Origin of the sequence: Paenibacillus sp. 32O-W (genome assembly GCF_007679495.1) — a bacterium.
Lineage (GTDB): Bacteria > Bacillota > Bacilli > Paenibacillales > NBRC-103111 > Paenibacillus_L > Paenibacillus_L residui.
On the sequence record NZ_VEGP01000010.1, the window covers coordinates 45,955 to 66,019 of the forward strand.

The window sequence follows — 20,065 nt, forward strand, 5'->3', positions numbered from 1 at the left end:
TTGGGACAGGAAGTCCTGTTGTGGTATGATGATAAAAATTATGAACAGCAGGTGATTGACATGAAAAAACGGACATGGTTAATATGCGCGGCCTCCTTAATAATGATCTTGCTCCTGTCGGGATGTGCCCAAGCCGGCCAGGCCCCTTCCGGACCGCCGACACCGTCCTACGAACCATCCTCCGAACCATCCTCGTCCCCGGTACCCGAGCCCAGCTCCGAACCCGTACCCGGCCCTTCTGCTGAGGCAGAAGAGGAGGAGGGGCTTGCCGGCATTGTGAACCGGATGACACTGGACGAAAAAATCGGACAGATGATCATTGCCGGTGTCGATGGGACGGTCCCTTCGGCCCGGGACGAAAGAATGATCAAGCAGCAGCATGTCGGGGGCATTATTTTTTATAAAAACAATTTATCCGACCCGGCTTCAGTCGTTAGCTTCGGCAACCGGCTCAAGCAATGGAATGAGGGCCATCCGGTTCCGCTGCTTCTGTCCGTTGATCAGGAAGGGGGGCGGGTAAGCCGGCTTCCAGGCTTCGATCAACTGCCGACCGCTCAGGAGGTGGGACGATGGGGCCGCCCGGAAGCGGCCGGAGAGCTCGGAAGGATTCTGGGCGAAGAGGTCGGAGCAATGGGGTTGAATATGAATTTTGCCCCGGTGCTGGATATTAACAATAACCCGAAGAATCCGGTTATTGGAGACCGCTCCTTCGGTTCTGACGCTGAGACCGTAACCGGCATGGGGCTCGAGGTAATGAAGAAGATGGCGGAGACCGGGATCATCCCGGTAGTCAAGCACTTTCCGGGGCATGGAGATACAGAGACCGATTCCCATCTCGACCTGCCGGTCATCAGGAAGAGCGAGCAGGATTTGGCCGGTCTGGAATGGAAGCCGTTCGCGGAGGCCATCCGGGAAGGAGCGGACGCCGTCATGGTGGCGCATATTCTGTTTCCCGAGATTGACGGGCAGAATCCGTCTTCTTTGTCAGAGAAGGTAGTGACGGGACAATTGCGCGATAAGCTGGGCTTCGATGGGGTAATTCTGACGGATGACCTCACTATGGGGGCAATCGTCAATCGGTATGGCATCGGGGAAGCCGCCGTTCTCTCTGTCCAGGCAGGGACGGATATATTGCTGGTTGCCCACGAGTATGCCAATGTCGATGCCGTGATCGCCGCCATAAAGCAAAGTGTCGCCGACGGCAAGCTGACCGAGGATCGGATCAACGAGAGCGTGCTGAGAATTGTTCGGTTGAAGGCTAAATACAATCTGGAGGACAAGCCTGCAGAAACGCCGGATGTTAGTGTCCTTAACGGTCAGATCCGGACGATGACCAATCAATTCAGCACGAAGACGGCTAAAGAATAGTGCTTGCTTGCGGCGTATAATTCGACGACACAGATAGAAAAAGACAGTCCGGCGCTAATACTATCGGGTAATCCGTAGAAAGCGTGGACTGTCTTTTCCGTTTACTCTTTCTTCTCCTTATCCGTAGATGCTTGCAGCCGTGCGGGGGACGGGGTGGAGGCGGATCCATCGGACTCCACATAATGCTGCAGCACGGACAGCTTGTTATCCCAAAACCGATCAAAATAAGCAAGCCAGCGCTTCAATTCGAGAAGCGGCTCCGGCTCAAAACGGTATCGTGTCTCCCGCCCGACTTTCCTCTCCTTGACGAGCCCTGCATCGGCCAAAATGCGCAAATGCTTGGAAACGGCCGTCCGGCTTATCGGAAAGTGTCCGCTAATCGCCGTCACGGCCATCTCCCGGTCATCGATCAGTCTGAGGAGCTTGCGCCGGGTGGGATCGGCAATGGCTTGGAAAACATCCACTTTCGGAGAGGTCATGTCAAGCCTCGACATACTCGCCCAGCTTCTTAACCAATCCGGTCCAGCCTCCGCTCATCTGGTCGTGGACCAAGGCGTGGGATTCGCCGAATTCGGTAACGGTTTCGGTATCCCACCCGGAATGGATCAGAGTGAACTCTGTCTTGCCGTCCAGCTCTTTCAGTTCGAAGGTTAGGGTCCAATCCTTGCCCCAGCGGAAGGAAAGGCGATGGGGCGGCTCCGCTTCCGTTACTTTGCAGGGCGACATGCCGAACGGACCCGCGTTGATTTGAAATTTATGGCCGACGACGGGCTGCATATCATTCGGCATAAACCAGGAGGCCATGCCTTCTGCAGTCGCAACGGCCTCCCATACTTTCTGAATAGGCGCGTTAAAAATCTGTGTTTTACGGATATCGGGCAGGGCATTAGAATTTTTGGTCATGTTTAAGTCCTCGCATCATCAAATAAGTATCTTACTTTCTGGTGTTTACCTTGCTCTGCGGGCGAAAACGCAAGGCCGACCAAGTTTCGTCCACCGATACATTGCTGACCGCTCTGTACTCGGAGCTATTCTGTACGATAGCGTTTAATGTATCCCGGTTAATATCGGTCTTGATCTTAGAGCTTTGCTTGGGATAGGCGATCCAGAACAGGGCGTCCTCGTTCAATATCGGAAGAACCCGCGGCAGCCATTCCTCCGTATCCCGGGCGTTGTTCACGAACAGCAGCACGAAATCACAGATGCCGTCCGTGCTGTCGCTCGCTTCATTTCCAAGACTGAATCCTGGCGGGGAATTAAGAACAGCGGCAGCTTGTCCGCTTTTATAACGTAATTTCTTCAGCAGCTCTTCATTCATTTAGCTCAACTCCTGTATTGGCTTAAAAATCATTATATGAAACCTTTTGGTTTCATGTCAAAGGAAAATTCAGGCCCTTACCCTAATGGGCAGGGCACCAATCCATTCAAGCGGGGGAACGCGTATTTCAAAAAAAAGCGTTTATTTTACTGCAATTTGCCAGCGGACTCCGAACGGATCCTCGACGCGGCCCAGCATCGAGCCCCAAGGCATTAACTTCAGAGGGAAAATGACCCTTCCATCCCGGGATAGCCGCTCGAATACGGTTCTCGCTTCGGCTTCCGACTGCAGTTCGAGTGCCAGATCAATCTGATTTCCGGAGCGGATAGGGGAAGAGTCGGCCATAAAAATCTGCAGCTCGCCGACCTTGAGCACGAGGTGCATCACTCTGCTTCTCTCTTCCGGGGAAGCGTCGGGCCAATTTTCGAAGGTTTGTACGCTCACAATTTCCCCGCCCAGTGCTTTTGCATAAAAATCGGCTTGTTTTCTGGCATCCTCGCAATAGATATACGGACTCAATCTGCTCATAGCCAATCCCCTTTTCTCATATAGGCTGCAGCTATTCCTAAGTTTATCATAGCGTTATAATGAAACCAAAGGGAGAAGGCTGAAGGCTTATCTCTGCTTCGGGTGTTAAAGTCTGGCTGCGGCTGTGGCTAGCCGGATGATATCCGGTTAGCCATCCAAGCCCCTGTCGGGAAGGGAGAGTAAATGATGTACAAAATTATGATTGTGGAGGATGATCCCAAAATTTCCGAGCTTCTGCAGTCCTATATTCAAAAATATGGGGACGAGGGGATCGTCGTTAAAGATTTTCAGCGCGTTCTGGAGCAATTTCAAGAGACGGAGCCCCATGTGGTGCTGCTGGACATTAATTTGCCGAGCTTCGACGGGTATTATTGGTGCCGCCAGATCCGAACCGTCTCGACCTGCCCGATCATCTTTATTTCTGCGCGAAACGGGGAGATGGATCAGGTCAGAGCGATAGAGAACGGCGCGGATGATTATATTACCAAACCGTTCCATTATGAGGTCGTCATGGCCAAAATCCGCAGCCAGCTTCGGCGTGTATACGGCGATTATGCGGTCAAGATGAGCGAAAGGACCGTGGACAGGGACGGCCTAGTGCTTTATCCGGAGAGGATGGAGCTGCATCTGAAGGGGCGCATGGTTCCGCTGACGAGAAAGGAGACGGTTCTGGTCGAAACACTGCTGGAGCGCTGTCCGCGTGTCGTTAGCCGGGAAATGATCCTGGACAAGCTCTGGGACGACTATACCTATGTGGACGATAATACGCTCAGCGTCAATATAACGCGCATACGCAAAAAGCTGACGGAGCTCGGCATCGAGGAAGCTCTGGAAACCGTCCGCGGAGTAGGTTATCGTCTGAACAAGACGTGGGAGGCTCAAGAACGGACATGAGATTGTTTTTGCGGGAGCACCTACCTCTGATCGGCTTCACGATCGTTCAATTGTTCGTTGTCCTTCTTGTCTACTGGTTTGACGGTTACGACCATCTGTCCACCGCCTTGTATGCCGTTTTTCTGGGATTGTTTCTGTTAACGGGCTACTTGGTGTTCCGGTACTACAGCCATCGCAGGTTTTATGAACGGTTATCGAGTCCCGAAACATCGCTGAGCGAATCTATTCAAGAACTGGATTCTGCCCCAGTGCCGGAGGCGCTGGGGCAGCTGCTGAATTCCTTGTACCGCAACTACCAGCAGCAATTAAAAACGTGGGAAAGAAAGCAGCAAAACCACCTAACCTTTATGAATCAATGGGTTCACCAGATGAAAACCCCTTTGTCCGTCATTGAGTTGATCATTCAGAATGAGGAGGACCCGCGGCTCGAAAGTATTTCGGAGGAAACGGACCGGATGCGGGCGGGACTGGAGATGGTGCTGTACATGGCCAGGCTTGAAACATTCGAGCAGGATTTTCACGTTGACAAGGTGTCGCTGCGCGAGATCGTCAATGACGTGATCGGCGAAAATAAACGTTTGTTCATCCGCAGCTATGTGTATCCGGAAATCCAGGTCGATTCCCGATTTATCGTGGAAACGGATGCCAAGTGGCTTCGCTTTATTCTGCAGCAGCTGCTGTCCAACGCCATCAAATATTCGGCCGGCAGCCGGGAGAAGATCACCGTCGCCGCTTCCTCCGAGGGGCGGGCGGTCCATCTCGAAATCAGGGATCGCGGAGTCGGCATCCCGGCATCGGATCTGTCGCGCGTGTTCTATCCGTTCTACACCGGAGAGAATGGCCGGCTCTTTAAAGAATCGACCGGTATGGGACTTTATCTCGTGAAGCAGGTGGTAGACAAGCTGAACCATGAGATTGACATCCGGTCCGAGACGGGCCGCGGAACTACGGTCCGAATCACTTTCCCCCATGCTTCCCATTAGGGAGGCCCGGGGTACTGGAGGACAGCCGATCCGTCGGAGAGAATCCCAGTCCATTTTGGAGCCGGGGTTCTTTTTTTGCCGGAGAGAATGGTGCGGATTTGGCCTTCACTGCGCGTAATCTTACAAAGTTGTTAGATTAATGAAAGACAATGCGATAGGAAAGACGGCAAGGCTGGAGTAAACTGTAAGCAGAACGGTAAAAGGTAAGGAGATCTAACAGCTATGGAAATATTAAAAGTGCATGATCTGAGCAAAATTTATCCGGGCAAGGTGCCTTATGAGGCCCTCTCCAACATTAATTTAACGATTGATAAAGGGGAGTTTGTCGGAATTATGGGACCGTCGGGGAGCGGAAAGACGACTTTGCTGAACCTGGTCTCCACGATCGACTTTCCTACGTCGGGGGAGGTGCGGATTGAAGGCAAGAACCCTCACCAATTATCCAAAGAGAAGCTGGCGTATTTCCGCCGCCGTGAACTGGGATTTATTTTCCAATCGTTCAATCTTCTGCACACCTTGACGGTTAAAGAAAATATCGTGCTGCCCCTGACCCTTGACGGGGTAGATGTGAAGGAAATGAACCGGCGAGTGGCCGTGATGGCGGCAAAGCTGGGAATTGAATCCATCTTGGACAAACGAACCTATGAAATCTCGGGAGGACAAGCCCAGCGGACGGCGATTGCCCGGGCCCTCATCCATTCCCCCAAGCTGGTGCTGGCCGACGAACCGACCGGAAATCTCGATTCCAAGGCCGCCCGCGACGTTATGGAGCTGATGGCCAAATTAAACCGGGAGGAGGAAGCGACGATGATGCTGGTGACTCATGATCCGATTGCCGCCAGCTACTGCCATCGCGTCGTCTTCATTAAAGACGGACAGTTCTTCAACGAGATCCATTGCGGGGACAACCGTTCCTCCTTCTATCAGAAAATAATTAACGTTTTATCGCTGCTGGGAGGGGATGCGCATGACTTTTCGCCAATTCGCGTTTAATAACATCATGCGCAACAAGCGCACCTATCTGGCCCATTTTTTGAGCAGCGCCTTTTCGGTCATGATTTTTTTTACGTATGCCCTGCTTCTGTTCCATCCGAATCTGCAGGGTGAGCTGGCTTCCACAAGTAAAACGATGAGCCAATTGGCGACGATGGGAATGAGAGTGTCCCAATACCTGATTTTCATTTTCTCTTTTTTCTTCCTATTGTATTCGGTCAGTGCATTTCTGAAGATCCGCAAGAAGGAATTCGGCATTCTGATGACGCTCGGAATGTCTCCCAAGCAGTTGAACAAGCTTGTTTTCATAGAAAATATGATGATCGGGATGGCCGCGATCATTACGGGAATACTTATTGGTCTCGTCTTTTCCAAGCTTATTTTGTTAATCAGCGCGAGCATTCTGTATATTGAGAAAGGGCTGGCCTTCTATATTCCAATTCAAGCCGTATGGACGACAGCCGGGGCGTTCTTCCTTCTGTTCGTTCTGATTTCGCTGTTCACTTCGCGAACGGGAACGCGGGTGCAACTGACGGAGCTGATTCGATCCGATGAGAAGCCCAAGCCGGAGCCCAAAGCTTCTCTGATCTTGTCGCTGCTCGCTGTTTTACTGATTGGCGCAGGGTATGCAATGGTCTTTTTGTTCGCGGTGCAAAGATTGTTTTCCCTGATCCTATTGGCGGCAGGGGTAGGTTTTGTCGTGCTGGGGACATATTTTCTGTTCACTCAATTGAGTGTTTATGTGATCCGGGCGTTGAAGAAGAAGGAACGGTTGTTCTTTAATAAAATCAATCTGCTGACTCTCTCGGAATTAAGCTATCGGATGAAAGACAATGCGGTCATGTTCTTCATCGTAGCGGTTATTTCAGCTTCCGCATTTACCGGCATCGGCACCAGCCTGGCGATCGCCGATCCGGGGCTGGCCGAGATGACGAACCCGTTCGCCTACAGCTATTCCAGCAGTCCGGATAACCGCTTGAAAGAGAAGCATCTTCAGGAAATCAAGGACCAACTGGAGGGCGCTAATTTGTCCTATCGGGAAGCTAAGGTCGTTCCGGATTATACCGAAAATGGAAAGACCATCTTGAAGCTGAGCGAGTACAATCAGCTGGCGGTCGCTCTCGGTTATCCCGCCGAATCGTTGAATGAAGAGGAAGCCATATTGGTTCCGGGCACGATAGCGGAGAAGGACCGATTCAAGAAAAATGACAGGTTGCCGGTTTCCGCGACATTAATGCAGGGAAAACTGGATATTTCCTTGACCGTCAAGAAAGCAGCGCCCTACATGGTCCTGCCTTCCTTCAGAAATATCGTGGTCGTTGCGGATTCCTTGTATGACCGAATATCCGAATCATCCGGCCTTCAGGAGTATTACTATTTCGCAGTGGATCAGTGGCAGAAGTCCAGAGGGGTTGCCCTAGCTTTGGCAGAACGGATCCCGCCGGACCCGGAAGCGGATTACTATTTATCCTCTCTGGTATTCGAATGGCTGAGCTCCAAGCAATCCAACGGCATTTTGCTCATTGTCAGTGTGCTGGTGGGAGTCGTGTTCTTCACTTTTGCCGCAAGCTTCATCTACTTCCGGCTGTATGCCGATTTGGAAAGAGACGAGCGTCAGTACCAGATGATTTCGAAAATTGGGCTGAGCAAATCCGAGTTAAGAAGAATGGTCACAAGGCAGCTTCTTCTGCTCTTCTTCCTGCCGATTGTGCTGGCTGTGATTCACAGCGGGGTGGCCTTCATGGCTCTGCAGTTTCTGGTCGATTATTCCATTGCTTACAATTCTTTGATCGTTTTTTCCTCCTTCGTCCTGGTTCAGTTGGTTTATTTCTTTGTCATCCGCTGGCGGTATTTGGGGCACTTGTACCAGAAGCTGGTGTGAACGGAAATCTTGTGGTAGGTTGTCGGCAGCTACAGCATCCTGGTAAGGTGTAGAAGGAGCGAAGAAGAACGTTTTGGAACTGGAGAAGGTCCGAGGATAACAGCGATTGGGAGCCCAAACGGTCTCGAGTAACTGGACATTCGCTATGGACCAAAAGTCCAGCAGCGAAAAGTCCACTCTTGTCTTCCAGAAGTCGGGCTTAGAAGAAAAATGGATGAAAAAGGGTTATAATAAGGAAAAGGATGGAAGGAGGACCCGCTATGATAAAAATGGTACTTATTCGTCACGGCCAAAGCATATGGAACCTGGAAAACCGGTTTACCGGTTGGACTGATGTCGATCTATCCGAACAAGGGCTGAGGGAAGCGAGGCAGGCGGGCAGAATCCTGGCGAAGAACGGATTTGTATTCGACAGGGCCTATACATCCGTGCTTAAGAGAGCGATTAGAACCTTATGGATCATCCTGGATGAGATGAATCTCATGTGGATTCCGGTTGCCAAGTCGTGGATGCTGAATGAGCGACATTACGGCGCCCTGCAAGGTCTCAATAAGGCGGAGACGGCTGCTCAATACGGGGAGGAGCAGGTGCAGTTGTGGAGAAGATCGGTCTCCGTCAGACCTCCTCAGTTGGATATGAAGGACGATAGATATGAAGCGGCCGATCCCCGATATAAGGATTTGAAGGAAGGGGAATTCCCCTTGACCGAGAATCTGGAGGATACGGAAGAGCGGGTGCTGAAGTATTGGCACGAAACGATAGTCCCCGTGCTTAGGGAAGGACAGAGAGTCATTATCTCCGCCCATGGGAACACTTTGAGGGCGCTGGTCAAATATCTGGACAATATCCCGGCCGATGGAATTGTCGGGTTGAATATTCCGACAGGGGTTCCGTTAGTGTATGAGCTGGATGAGGACCTTAGGCCGATCAGGCACTATTATCTGGGGATCGACGGGGAGCTCCCGGAAGGGACGGTTTCGGCAAGTCTTTAAAACAATTTCCTATTTACAAAGGTATAGGTTTTAACAGAGAGGGAGAGGCGCGAGCCATCTTCCTCTCTTATTTTGTTGGGAAGGGAGAGCAGGATTTGCTCTGACACCACCTATGCCCCTTTATATTAGACAAATGTAGAAAATATTCGCCAAACGTATTGACTATTATTTTTGACAAGTGTAAAATATGAAAAAAAGACAATTGTCAAAAAAGGAGTTGGAAGACATGAAAAATATAAAGAGGCTGCCCGATGCGGAATTTGAAATTATGAGGGTCGTCTGGGCTAACGAACCGCCTATCACTACCGCGATGATTATGGAACAGCTCGGGAACGAGCGGAAATGGAAAGCCCCCACGGTTATTTCACTTATGATGCGTTTGGTGGAACGGGGGTTTCTGCAAACCGAAAAGGAGGGGAAAGAGCGCACTTATTATCCGCTGATCCGTAAAGAGGAATACCTTGCCTTGGAAACGGAAAATTTTATGAAGCAATACCACGAGAATTCATTCCTGAGCTTTGTCAATACGCTGTACAACGGGAAACAGCTCTCGGACAAAGAGCTGGATGATTTGCTGAAATGGGCCAAGGAACGGAGGGAGTAATTCTTGCAAAATTTATTGATTTCATTACTTGAGAGTTCGCTGGCCATGTCGGCTATTGCTCTTGTGTATATGGCTATTGCGCCTCTGCTCTCCAAGAAATTTACGGCTAAAGGACTCTACTATGCGTGGCTAGTCATTGTTGTCGGACTGATTATTCCATTCCGGTTCCACCCGCAAGCATCGGCTATTAATATAAATACGCTGATCCCCGGGCTGAAGGCGGCGAGCGGTTCCTTCGGGGAACATGCGGTTTCTGCCGCGACGGTTACCTCGCTCGTCATTCCGTGGTCTGTCCTTGCCGGTAGCCTATGGCTTGTAGGAGCGATCGTATTTATCGCCTATCATGCCGTTCGACACAGACGTTTTCTGAGAATGGTCAAGCGCTGGAGCGACGAGATCACTGCTCCGCAAGTCCTGAGCACACTGCAGGATGTTCGAACGAAGCTGGGAATCCGGCGGCAGATTGGGCTGAAGGTCTGTCCCGGCATTTCCAGTCCGATGCTGATGGGCTTTGCCCGTCCGGTCATCTTGCTTCCGGCGGTAAATCTCCCGGCAGATGAGCTTGAGCTCATTTTGCAGCACGAGCTGGTTCATTTCAAACGCGGAGATATTTGGTACAAAACGATTGTGTTTCTGGCGACCGCCCTGCACTGGTTCAATCCGTTCGTCTATATGATGGCAAGAGAAATCTCCGTCCAATGTGAAATCTCCTGCGACGAAGAAGTGGTCAAAAATACGGACAGGAACGGCCGGCAGCGGTATGTCGAAACCATTATCGGGCTGATTAGAAAGCAGTCCCGGATGCAAACCGTGTTCTCAACTAATTTCTACGGAGGTAAACAGGGTATGAAGAACAGAATTTTGTCTATCATGGATTCCCGAAGCAAGAAATGGGGGATATCCATTGTGGCCGTCATCGTTATAGCAACGCTAAGCACGGGGATTGTGCTGAAGCTGAACACGGAGAATTCCGACAACGTGACCCCCCTGACAGCATCCGATGCGGAGGTAGGGGTGGAAAAGGAACGTCCGGATCCTCCGCTTACAGGTTCCACTTCACCGACGGGTTTGGATGGAGAAGTAGAAGGGGAAGGATCGGAGCCCGATCCGTCAGTGAACGGCAGCTTGTCAGGTGCTCCAAAGGAAAGCTTGGAGGAAGGAAGGGCTTCCGGGGATGGCGCATCGGTTCAAGGACCGAAGATGTTTCAATCCACACAGGATAATCTGGTAGCAGGGCCAAGCGGAGCGGCACCTGGACCTGAAGCTTCCATGAATGGCGCCTCGACGCGTTTAATTGAGGGCAAAGGGGAGCCCGCTCCTGTGCGTGACACTTCTGCCGATGATTCAGCGAGTATAGTCGAGGTTAACCCGAATACGGTTAAGCAAGACCCGTCTTCCGAGCCCGGTGTCTTTAATTTAGTAAAGGATTGAGAAAGACTGCGTAGAAGGAAATTCGAAAGGGTTGACAATGTGCAAAAGACATGGATATTTAGGCTGGTAGTAGCTTTAGTCGCCGTTGTCATGCTGGCAGCCGGCTGTTCAACTAAAAATGCCGGGAAGGATGGATCAAGCGACATCAGCAATACCGATCCCAATCCATTTGAACTGGATGACAAGGATACCGTTGTTTTGGGCCATATTGGTCATGGACTGGCCAATCCGGAATTAGATGAAACGGGCGCGAGACTTCCCTTGCGCTATAGCGGCGGCGAATTAAAGATAGATTATACTGTAAATGCAGCCGGAAAGGCGAAAAATGTAGGCTTTCTTGTCTTCGTAGACGGAATCCCGCAGCCTTATAAAATTAATACTGCCGATGCTCCTTATGAGTATATGCACATCTTTGAGCTGGAGGGGGATGACGTGCAGACGCCTTTCTCCTTTATCTTCACCCCGATCATCGGCAAGCAGGGGGAGACCTTGAGCGTCAGCATTGCCAGCGTATATAATCCGGCATTTATACCGGACATGAAAGAAACGAGTTCTTATGGAAGCTATCACGATACGTTGGAATCGATGTTTTCCCTTGTTTTTGACAAAGACGCGGAGGCTCTCGATGTTTCCTCTATCCCGCATAACGAATATTTAAGTGATGTTCGCCTGTCGGCCGAACTGATCACGAAAGAGATGATGGAAACCCAGGGCGGTTTTGTAACGATAGATTCGGAGACTCTGGAGAAAAATGTATTCAGCCGTTTGTATTTTGACGGGGCGGTTCTGTCGAAGGTCGACAATCTCCAGGTGAAGGACAGCGGCACCCTTCATGTCACCTTTCAAATATTCGGCCATCCCGGAGTGAGGTATAGAAATACGTTCTACATCAATCATAAACCTTTAATCGGCAAGGAAGGAAGCACTTTTGAAACGGTACTCGCCAAGGGCGAGGCGGCAGTGATCGACGCGGATATCGATTTAGGGAAACTGGAGGAACTCAATACGTTTTATGTCGTTTCGGTTCCGGTGAATGCCGCCGATTTCCCAGATGATGTCGTTGTCTTGGAAAAAACAGCGTCCATCTTATTATATAAATGAATGGAGACCAAGCGGCCTATGAATAAGAAGCTGTTGATCGTCACATTACTTCTATCCGTATTTTTAGCTGCGGGATGCGCACAAAACAATGCGAATTCAGAACGTTCGATAGATCCGTCTCCCCGTACGGAAAGCCAGGCTAACAATAAAACAGACGCACCCGATATGGCGGCGACTCCCGTCGTTTCCAAATTGAAATTGGAGAAGATCCAAGGCGACATCAAGAGCATTCATTACGCAGATGGCAATAAGGTGCTCATATCGGCCGACAAGCTGTATTTATATGACCTGGGCACGGGGAATGTTGTGGCGGAAGCCCCGCGAGAAGCATTCGAGGGAGAAAATTACTGGGTGATTGACAGCGGGTACGTTGCGGTCGGGGTAAAAATCAATACAGGCAAAAGCAACGGGAGTATGTTGACGACAAACGAAGGGATGGCCTACAGCGCCGTCTTCTATGACCGGGAGCTGAATAAACAATCCGAATTCCATTTCAGTTCATTGCTTGATGGCGATGACGTATTGTCTACCGACTCGTTTTCGTTTTCTTCCGATGGAAACCAGGTAGCTTATGCAACATTATCCGGCCTATATCTATATGATTTCAGCAAGGATAAGAGGACAACGGTCATCGATTTGCTCTCTGAAGATTATAAGGGGCGCTCCGGCCTTGCCACGATTGAGCAAATCGGGTTCACGAACGAGGACAAGACTATTGCTTTCAAGGCGCAGAGCTTGGATGTCCCCGCTATCCCCGGCAAGCCTTCTTTCGATACATGCGGTACAGTCAACACGGATGGCTCCGCACTATCCAATCGGACCTTCGACAATTACATATGCAAGGAACTGACGGCTTACAACAAGGTGCTATTCTTGGCAGAGGATTTTACGGTTCCGTCAGGAAAAATTCTGGTTATGGAGACTCCCGGCGGGACAACGAAGCTTCATACGTTGACGGAGAAGGGCGAAAGCGGATTTGTAACGGGCTCCGATTCGGGACGCTATTTCGCCACTTCGCTTGCAGACAAGAACGGCACCGGATGGAAAATTCGGGTATATCATACGGAAACCGGTAAGCTGGAAGCGGAGCAGCTCGTCTCGAGTGACGGGAAGGAGCTCTATATGGCCAGAGATCCGAAAATCAAGGTGATCGACGATATAAGGACTTGCATTGTGCTATTGGGATCAACAAAGGCGGATATTGAAACCAAAGTGGTGATCAGTCAGTTTTAATTTTGAAAACCGGGCGCTTTCTTCCTTTAAGTCCCAATTGTTCTTAGAAGAAGAAAGCTGCTTTGTTTCATAGGAGGAACGGATGGGTGAAAGTAACCTTCAAAGGAATTTCCAAGCAGTATAAAGGCAAGTATGCGCTGAAAAACTTTACGTCCGAGCTGGAGAACGGGATTTATGGTTTGCTGGGGGCGAACGGTGCGGGAAAAACGACGCTGATTAACATCTTTGTCGGCATTTTGAAAAGCGATGAGGGGCAAATATTGATCAATGGCGAGGATGTGCGGGGCTTGGGAATAGACTTTCTGTCCCATATCGGTTATTTGCCGCAGTATCCGCAGTTTTACAAAAACTTTGAAGTGATGGATTTCTTGCGGTATATGTGTGTGCTTAAAGATATTCCCATGGAAAAGGGCGAGAAGAGGGCCAGGGAATTGCTGGAGATCGTCAATTTGAGCAGTGCCCATAATAAAAAGATCGGAGCGCTGTCCGGCGGAATGCGCCAGCGTGTCGGAATTGCACAGGCAATGCTCGGCGCCCCGGATATTCTGATACTGGACGAGCCGACAGCCGGACTTGACCCACAGGAAAGGATCCGGTTCCGCAACCTGATTGCCAAATTTGCCGAGAACCGAATCGTATTATTGGCTACGCATATTGTCTCCGACATTGAATTTATCGCCAATCAAGTCATCCTGCTCAAGGACGGTCAGCTCGTGAAACAGGATACGCCGCAGGCCCTAATGAGGGGAATGGAGGGGAAGGTTTGGAATGTAACGGCGACGGATGCGACGGTCGATGACAAGCTGAAACGCCTTAAAATCAGCAATATGATGCGGGACCAGGAGAAAATTCTGTTAAGGGTGATTGCCGACGAGCAGCCGGATCCCCATGCTGTCCATGTGCAGGCGAATTTGGAGGATGTTTTCTTATACTATTTCGGTGAGGGCGAGCAATGGTAAAACTAATCGTTTATGAATGCCGCAAGCATTTCCTGAAAACGTCCGTTCTTCTGGCCGTGCTGCTTTTCTCCATCCTGAGCGTTGCCAAAATTTACAGCATCTACAATGGGAACTCGCTGCTTTCCAAAAACTATTCCGGCCCCGAGTGGAAGGGACTCTATTGGGAGATGTACGAGGACTTCGGAGGAAAAATAACGGATGAAAAAATCAGACGGCTCATGGCCATATATGGACCTCTTGAGAAACAAACGGCCGATCGTACGGCAAGCACGCGAACGGATAACCCCGATACCTACACCGGAAATGTCTACAACGACCGCCTTTTCTTCGATTGGTGCTTTGTGAAGCCCATGAAGTATGCCTATATGTACAGAAATCATGCTAACGATATTGTGACTGCGGCCAAGGATAATATGGATTTTTATGAATCGGTCGGCAATGGGTACGAATACCGAAAGAATGCCGCCATTGCGGAGCTTTTTAAAGAACGGGCTATATCCCACTTTTCCTATACGGAAATGTACCAATATTACTTGCATTATGATTTTTCCGCGTTTCTAGTTTTGCTGATTTGTCTGTACGGCTTAATGAGCGTATTTGTAACCGAGAAGGAAACGGAGATGGATACCCTCTTATTGACTACGAAGGCAGGGGGAAGACGAACGGTTATCGCCAAGCTTGCCGCTTCTGCCATCTTCATATGCATCGTCTGCTCCTGGTTCTGGCTGATTGATTTCGCGGCATTTTCCGGGATCTTCGGTTCTCTGGAAGCCGCTTCCTCTCCTCTGTACGCCGTCGAGAATTTCGCAAACTCATCGATTGCTGTGAGCCTGGGCCAATACGCCCTGCTGTCCGGCTTGGTGAAAACGGTGGGAATTCTCGTGCTCGGCCTGACGTTTCTGCTCGTTTCCTGCCTGTTTAAAAATGCCCTGCTGCCTTTTATCATCAGCCTGTTCTCCGCCTTCGGACTGATCTATATGGAGGAAGCGTACATGGGCTCCGGACACGTGCTGTTCAAAGTGATCAACCCGTTTGTGCTGGTCGTCAATCGGGAGCTGTTTCGCAAGACGGAATTTGTCAATCTGTTTGGTTATCCTGTGTACAGCTATCTGTCGGCCCTCTTGTTTGCGGCCGTCTGGGGGACGGTATGTATTGTGGCCATTGCGATGCTGGTCCGCAAGAATGCTCAATCCGGAAAAGGGGGGAAGAAGCGTGTCCTTGTGGATTTATGAGATGAAAAAAATGTTTTTCTATCAGAAGGGCCTGCTGTTCATCGGATTGTATTTCGTTATCAGCACGGCGGCCCTGATTGCTTTCGACACGCCCGTCAACCCGGATGTGGAATTGAATGCTCCGCAGTATTTTTATTACCTGGATCAAGTCCGCGGTCCATCCTCGGAGGAAAGCGAACGGTTCTTGACGGATGAATCCCGTCGAATTTCCGACGCAAACGTCGCCTTGCGAAAAGCATACGACGATCATTATGACAGGAACCTTGCGGAGGATGAACTGGTGGCCATAACCCGTCCGCTGGAGGACATCGTCCGGAATGAAAGAGGCTTTAACCTTGTTTTTGACCAATATTCGTATATTCGCGAGCAGCCGGACAACCGGTATTTTCTGTATACGAACGGCTGGGACGGGCTTCTGTCGCATGACAGCCTGGATTTGTTCTTTCTTTTATTGCTGCTCGTACTCGTGGCTCCGGTGTTTTGCTACGAGTTTGAAAGCAAGATGGATCCGCTCATCCTTACCGTCAAGAAAGGAACAAGGGTTCAGGCTGTCACTAAGATAGGTCTTGTGCTGGCAACCGTTGCCGTGCTCTGTCTATTCACCGAGGGCTTAAGATACGGTTTCTTTCATTTCAAATACGGCTTGGATAATGGAAGTTATACGCTGCAAAGCTTGTCCTATTTTGGAACGTCTTCCAAGGATGTCACGCTGTTCGACACATTTGTATGGTTGGCGGTGTGTAAGCTGTTCGGCTATCTAAGCTTTGCCATGCTCATTATGTTTGCTGCGGTATATATAAAGAAATACGCGCTGACCCTATTCGCCAGCACTGCCGTGGTCCTGCTCCCCTATTTCGGATTCCGCCTGGAATCCTCGAAATACTGGTTGCCGGGGCCGCTCGGGTTTATGATTTCCACGGGATTCTTCCGAGGGAACGAGTATGAGTACAACATCTATACGGAGCAGAAGGACGTCGTATTTCAGGAAGTTTCCGGCGCGGCGTGGATCCTGTTGTTTGCCGTTACGTTGTGCATCGGTATTGGCATGTTTATTGGAATCATGTTTCGGCATAGGAATGTATGGGGAGCCGGCCAACGAAGTCACCGGCTGAGGCCGGTCGGTCTTACGCTCATCCTTAGTTTGGCCGCATCCGCGTTATCCGGCTGCGCCTCTAATGGAGAAGAGGGGAACTATGATATTTATAACTCCTCTTCCAAAAGGTCGTTTGAGAATGAGCGCTATCGGTTTTATGCAGATGAAACGATTATGTTCGAGGATAAGGAAACCGGGGAGCAAGAAAACTTGATCCGAAACCCGCTGCAATCATCCACCAAGGTCAGAGATGTTATTTACGGCAACGGTTCGCTTGTTTACTACATGAAGTATGATTTTGACAAGTCAAAGCTTCGGGAAACGGTTGACCGATTTTCGGTTATAGAAGTAGATACGGCGACCTTTGAGGAGAGAATTGTTTTCGAAAAAAACTTGAACGCAGATAGAGACCATTTTTTGGGGCTGAATAAAACCTCCGTGTCCGATGAAGTTTTCTTCATGACAGTAGACTCTTTTTTTATGGACGAGCGCAGCATCTACCTAATCGGCGAGGGGGAGATCAGGCGGGTAAGTAAACTAACGGGCAACGTGAGTGTTATCGTCCAATCGCGGGTGATGAGAAGTGTCGCTTTTGACGGCCGGAATATTTATTATGTCAATGACAAATCCGAGGTGGCCAAGTACGATACGAAGACCGATTCGGAAACGGTTATTCCTGATCTTATAACGGAATATTTTGTGTTGACCGATACGGAACTGCTTTATATCAATCGCAAAGATAAGCAAAAAATCTATGCCATGAATTTGGGTGATTTTTCAACTCGCAAAATTACGGATAAATCCGTCCTAACCTTCACTTTCGACGGGAACTATATTTACTATGAAAGTAAGGCAGACCTTAAGAAATATCGAATCGACCGGGACGGACAAGAGGAGACGCTTATCCCAACCGATAAAGGAATACGGAACTAAACCAAAATAAGCACCAGGAACGGCAAAATCACGGGAGGAAATAAAGGTCCCGGTTTATTAAACCATCTCAAAACGCTGCAAAGCGTTTTTTTCATATTTAAATTCGGACGTTTTAGCTGATAGTGCCTCTTTTAATCAGAAGGCTTTCCTAATATCCAGTTTGCGATTTTCAGCACCGGAGACTCTCGTATGATGTGAACTCTTTCGGGATAGCCCGGTCATCCGCCGGATCGGGTAAAAGACAAACAAAACTGCAGGTCTTTTAGGGGGAAAAGCCGCGCGATACCTAATTCTAAAGCGATAGTGCAGGTCTTTTTTGGAAAAAGTCGCGAAATGCTTAATTCTAGAGCGATAGTGCAGGTCTTTGGAGCGATTTTTGCGAAATGGCCACATTTGGTCAAAAAGACCTGCACATTTGAGCGTCTTTGGCCCTCTTTTTAGAAAATGGCAGGATTTTAATGCACTTTTGCTCGTCTTTACGACGATCTTACCGACCGGGGATGTAGCGTGTGGTTTCCCTGCTCATCACGCTCCATTGGGCAGAAGTCTAGGGGGGGCCGAAAAATGACTAGAACGGGCTTCGATTTCTTGTAAGCCGGAGATGTCATTTTCATTGACATTGATGGTTGTTCGGTATATAGTTGTTTAGACAACTAATATAAGGGAGCGGCAAAAACATGACTGTGCAAGAAATTGCCCTGGATCATTCCATAGGCTTTATTATGGGCATTACACATCGGAAACTCGCGCTCGTATTGCAGAATCGGCTGAAGAATTTCGATATCACCCCCGAACAATGGTCGGTTCTATACTTGATTAGCCGGGTAGACGGCCTGATTCAGAAAGAGATTGCTCAGCGCTCGGGCAAGGATAAGCCTACCACTACCCGCATTCTCGATCATCTGGAGACGAAGGGTCTGATTTATAAAAAGACGGGCACGGAAGACCGCCGCTCGTTTGTGGTCCACATTACCGATAAAGGAAGAAGCCTGATTCAGGAGACGGAACCGATTGAGAGGCAACTTGTTAATGACATTAAAGAATGTATGTCCGAAGAGGAGTATGAAATTCTTATGAAGCTTATTCTCCGTATACTCAGCTATGCGAATAATGAACTAACCTCCAAAGATCAGGAGAGAGATGGACAATGAATACTGACCAACCTACGAAGCTATGGACGAAATCATTTATATCATTAACTATTTGTTCGTTTCTTGTATTTTTAAACTTGCAAATGCTGCTTTCCTCATTCCCGGCTTATGCAAAGAATGAGTTTCAAGCGGGGGATTTGGCTGTCAGTCTGGTTACCAGTCTGTTTGCCGCTTCGGCGATAGCCACCCGGTTTATGACAGCGGCTCTTATGCGAGTCGTACCCCGCAATGTGATCCTGTATGTCGGGCTGGCTGTAGCCGCCATCACCACCGGAATATACGTCCTGGCCGACTCCATAGGCTCGCTGCTTGTAATGAGGATGGCCTACGGAATCGGATTCGGGATGGCGAGTACAATTATTCCGACGCTGGTTTCGCAAATTATCCCCATCCAAAGAATGGGGGAAGGGATTGGTTATTTCGGACTGTCCACCAGTCTGGCGATGTCTGTTGGGCCGATGATCGGCTTGAACATAATGAATTATTTGGGATTCCCTGCGCTGGCAATGGCCGGTACGGCTGCTGTGCTCCTGATTTTTCCGCTCCTGCTAATTACCCGTTCTCTGCCGCCGGACAAGAAACAGCCTGCCCCCAAATCCGCAGGCAAGAAAGCGGGGAACAAACCGGCCTTCAACCGCAAATTATTGTTTCCGGCAATGCTCAATATCATCCTGGCAGTGACCTATAGCGGGCTGCTAAGCTTTATCGCTTTATATGGGGAATCGGTGCATCTCGAACAGGTCGGGCTGTTTTTTTTGTTTAACGCGATTACCATCATTATTATTCGGCCGGTATCCGGAAGAGTGTTCGATACGAAAGGGCATGCCGCCGTTTTGATCCCAGCGGCATTATGTGTCGTTGCAAGCTTGACGGTTCTGTCCTTTGCCGCATCCTTGCCTCTTTTGATCGTATCCGCGCTGCTGTATGGGCTCGGTTTCGGAGCAATCCAACCGACCATCCAAGCCTGGATGATTCGCGTTTCTCCCCAGGAGCAGCATGGCATGGCCAACAGCATGTTTTATAATGCGACCGATCTGGGGGTGGCCGCGGGAGCATTGATTCTGGGAGCCATTTCGTCAGTGACCGGGTATGCCATGATGTATCGATATTCGGCGGGCTTCATGATTCTGTTCCTTATCGTTTATGTATGGGTTCAAGCAGTGGAAGCGAGGAAGAAAAACCGGGCGCAAGCGGATATTTCCATACCGGGCTGATCCTGACAAGATAGCATTGTCTAAACCGTTCGAGATACAAGGATAAACGGCTATCGCCGTCTTTAGGACGGGCGCGTTTACCGATGAAATATAAGAACAGGTATAGATGAAAACTTATACTTTCTTACATTTAAATAAAGACGGGATATAATCCTG

At 49.6% G+C, this 20,065-nt stretch carries 19 protein-coding genes; 15 read left to right on the forward strand and 4 right to left on the reverse strand.

Going from position 1 to position 20,065, the window contains the following annotated elements; genetic code table 11:
• Window positions 1-60 precede the first annotated feature (60 nt).
• Entirely contained in the window at window positions 61-1,368 is a 1,308-nt protein-coding gene (gene nagZ, locus FS806_RS06230; protein ID WP_144933721.1) for a beta-N-acetylhexosaminidase, read from the forward strand.
• A gap of 101 nt (window positions 1,369-1,469) precedes the next feature.
• On the opposite strand, the gene FS806_RS06235 is transcribed toward nagZ, so the two are convergent.
• The 4 genes from FS806_RS06235 to FS806_RS06250 form a co-directional block, all read right to left on the reverse strand.
• Complete coding sequence (locus FS806_RS06235; protein WP_144933778.1) at window positions 1,470-1,847, reverse strand: ArsR/SmtB family transcription factor; 378 nt, start codon at window positions 1,845-1,847, stop codon at window positions 1,470-1,472.
• 1 nt (window position 1,848) lies between these two features.
• Complete coding sequence (locus FS806_RS06240; protein ID WP_144933722.1) at window positions 1,849-2,271, reverse strand: SRPBCC family protein; 423 nt, start codon at window positions 2,269-2,271, stop codon at window positions 1,849-1,851.
• Between the two features lie 31 nt (window positions 2,272-2,302).
• Window positions 2,303-2,686: a hypothetical protein gene (locus FS806_RS06245; RefSeq protein ID WP_144933723.1), complete on the reverse strand. Its 384-nt coding sequence runs from the start codon at window positions 2,684-2,686 to the stop codon at window positions 2,303-2,305.
• Window positions 2,687-2,827: 141 nt separating this feature from the next.
• A complete protein-coding gene (locus FS806_RS06250; RefSeq protein ID WP_144933724.1) occupies window positions 2,828-3,214 on the reverse strand; it encodes a VOC family protein in 387 nt (128 codons plus the stop codon).
• A gap of 186 nt (window positions 3,215-3,400) precedes the next feature.
• Between FS806_RS06250 and FS806_RS06255 the strand changes: the two genes are divergently transcribed.
• The 14 genes from FS806_RS06255 to FS806_RS06320 all read left to right on the forward strand — a co-directional run bounded on the left by FS806_RS06255 (window position 3,401) and on the right by FS806_RS06320 (window position 19,909).
• On the forward strand, window positions 3,401-4,108 hold the full coding sequence (locus FS806_RS06255; RefSeq protein ID WP_144933779.1) for a response regulator transcription factor: 708 nt from the start codon (window positions 3,401-3,403) through the stop codon (window positions 4,106-4,108).
• A complete protein-coding gene (locus FS806_RS06260; protein WP_144933725.1) occupies window positions 4,105-5,091 on the forward strand; it encodes a sensor histidine kinase in 987 nt (328 codons plus the stop codon). The genes FS806_RS06255 and FS806_RS06260 overlap by 4 nt, the downstream gene beginning before the upstream one ends.
• A gap of 222 nt (window positions 5,092-5,313) precedes the next feature.
• The gene (locus FS806_RS06265) at window positions 5,314-6,084 is read left to right on the forward strand and encodes an ABC transporter ATP-binding protein (protein WP_144933726.1); all 771 of its coding nucleotides are present in this window, start codon (window positions 5,314-5,316) and stop codon (window positions 6,082-6,084) included.
• The gene (locus FS806_RS06270; protein WP_144933727.1) at window positions 6,059-7,966 is read left to right on the forward strand and encodes an ABC transporter permease; all 1,908 of its coding nucleotides are present in this window, start codon (window positions 6,059-6,061) and stop codon (window positions 7,964-7,966) included. The genes FS806_RS06265 and FS806_RS06270 overlap by 26 nt, the downstream gene beginning before the upstream one ends.
• A gap of 260 nt (window positions 7,967-8,226) precedes the next feature.
• Window positions 8,227-8,958: a 2,3-diphosphoglycerate-dependent phosphoglycerate mutase gene (gpmA, locus tag FS806_RS06275; protein ID WP_144933728.1), complete on the forward strand. Its 732-nt coding sequence runs from the start codon at window positions 8,227-8,229 to the stop codon at window positions 8,956-8,958.
• Between the two features lie 226 nt (window positions 8,959-9,184).
• Window positions 9,185-9,562 carry a BlaI/MecI/CopY family transcriptional regulator gene (locus FS806_RS06280; RefSeq protein ID WP_144933729.1) on the forward strand — a complete coding sequence of 126 codons (378 nt, stop codon included), beginning with the start codon at window positions 9,185-9,187 and terminating at the stop codon, window positions 9,560-9,562.
• 3 nt (window positions 9,563-9,565) lie between these two features.
• Window positions 9,566-10,993 (forward strand): M56 family metallopeptidase, encoded by a 1,428-nt coding sequence (locus tag FS806_RS06285; RefSeq protein WP_144933730.1) that lies wholly within the window; start codon window positions 9,566-9,568, stop codon window positions 10,991-10,993.
• 39 nt (window positions 10,994-11,032) lie between these two features.
• A complete protein-coding gene (locus FS806_RS06290) occupies window positions 11,033-12,094 on the forward strand; it encodes a beta-glucanase/beta-glucan synthetase (protein ID WP_144933731.1) in 1,062 nt (353 codons plus the stop codon).
• An 18-nt stretch (window positions 12,095-12,112) separates the two neighbouring features.
• Complete coding sequence (locus FS806_RS06295; protein ID WP_144933732.1) at window positions 12,113-13,327, forward strand: transcriptional regulator; 1,215 nt, start codon at window positions 12,113-12,115, stop codon at window positions 13,325-13,327.
• Window positions 13,328-13,413: 86 nt separating this feature from the next.
• Window positions 13,414-14,286 carry an ABC transporter ATP-binding protein gene (locus FS806_RS06300; RefSeq protein ID WP_144933733.1) on the forward strand — a complete coding sequence of 291 codons (873 nt, stop codon included), beginning with the start codon at window positions 13,414-13,416 and terminating at the stop codon, window positions 14,284-14,286.
• Window positions 14,280-15,518, forward strand: a complete 1,239-nt coding sequence (locus FS806_RS06305; RefSeq protein ID WP_144933734.1) for an ABC-2 transporter permease — start codon at window positions 14,280-14,282, stop codon at window positions 15,516-15,518. The genes FS806_RS06300 and FS806_RS06305 overlap by 7 nt, the downstream gene beginning before the upstream one ends.
• Window positions 15,499-17,544, forward strand: a complete 2,046-nt coding sequence (locus FS806_RS06310; protein ID WP_260982002.1) for a DUF5050 domain-containing protein — start codon at window positions 15,499-15,501, stop codon at window positions 17,542-17,544. The genes FS806_RS06305 and FS806_RS06310 overlap by 20 nt, the downstream gene beginning before the upstream one ends.
• A 677-nt stretch (window positions 17,545-18,221) precedes the next feature.
• Entirely contained in the window at window positions 18,222-18,695 is a 474-nt protein-coding gene (locus tag FS806_RS06315; RefSeq protein ID WP_144933735.1) for a MarR family winged helix-turn-helix transcriptional regulator, read from the forward strand.
• On the forward strand, window positions 18,692-19,909 hold the full coding sequence (locus FS806_RS06320) for an MFS transporter (protein WP_144933736.1): 1,218 nt from the start codon (window positions 18,692-18,694) through the stop codon (window positions 19,907-19,909). The genes FS806_RS06315 and FS806_RS06320 overlap by 4 nt, the downstream gene beginning before the upstream one ends.
• Window positions 19,910-20,065: the final 156 nt, after the last annotated feature.

What these genes read in the sequence shown, in the direction of transcription:
- FS806_RS06245 (WP_144933723.1), bottom strand. Translation starts at nt 2,686, where the DNA reads ATGAATGAAGAGCTGCTGAAGAAATTACGTTATAAAAGCGGACAAGCT.
- FS806_RS06255 (WP_144933779.1), top strand. Translation starts at nt 3,401, where the DNA reads ATGTACAAAATTATGATTGTGGAGGATGATCCCAAAATTTCCGAGCTT.
- FS806_RS06280 (WP_144933729.1), top strand. Translation starts at nt 9,185, where the DNA reads ATGAAAAATATAAAGAGGCTGCCCGATGCGGAATTTGAAATTATGAGG.
- FS806_RS06270 (WP_144933727.1), top strand. Translation starts at nt 6,059, where the DNA reads ATGACTTTTCGCCAATTCGCGTTTAATAACATCATGCGCAACAAGCGC.
- FS806_RS06320 (WP_144933736.1), top strand. Translation starts at nt 18,692, where the DNA reads ATGAATACTGACCAACCTACGAAGCTATGGACGAAATCATTTATATCA.
- gpmA (WP_144933728.1), top strand. Translation starts at nt 8,227, where the DNA reads ATGATAAAAATGGTACTTATTCGTCACGGCCAAAGCATATGGAACCTG.
- nagZ (WP_144933721.1), top strand. Translation starts at nt 61, where the DNA reads ATGAAAAAACGGACATGGTTAATATGCGCGGCCTCCTTAATAATGATC.
- FS806_RS06265 (WP_144933726.1), top strand. Translation starts at nt 5,314, where the DNA reads ATGGAAATATTAAAAGTGCATGATCTGAGCAAAATTTATCCGGGCAAG.
- FS806_RS06235 (WP_144933778.1), bottom strand. Translation starts at nt 1,847, where the DNA reads ATGACCTCTCCGAAAGTGGATGTTTTCCAAGCCATTGCCGATCCCACC.
- FS806_RS06260 (WP_144933725.1), top strand. Translation starts at nt 4,105, where the DNA reads ATGAGATTGTTTTTGCGGGAGCACCTACCTCTGATCGGCTTCACGATC.
- FS806_RS06315 (WP_144933735.1), top strand. Translation starts at nt 18,222, where the DNA reads ATGACTGTGCAAGAAATTGCCCTGGATCATTCCATAGGCTTTATTATG.
- FS806_RS06250 (WP_144933724.1), bottom strand. Translation starts at nt 3,214, where the DNA reads ATGAGCAGATTGAGTCCGTATATCTATTGCGAGGATGCCAGAAAACAA.
- FS806_RS06240 (WP_144933722.1), bottom strand. Translation starts at nt 2,271, where the DNA reads ATGACCAAAAATTCTAATGCCCTGCCCGATATCCGTAAAACACAGATT.
- FS806_RS06305 (WP_144933734.1), top strand. Translation starts at nt 14,280, where the DNA reads ATGGTAAAACTAATCGTTTATGAATGCCGCAAGCATTTCCTGAAAACG.
- FS806_RS06295 (WP_144933732.1), top strand. Translation starts at nt 12,113, where the DNA reads ATGAATAAGAAGCTGTTGATCGTCACATTACTTCTATCCGTATTTTTA.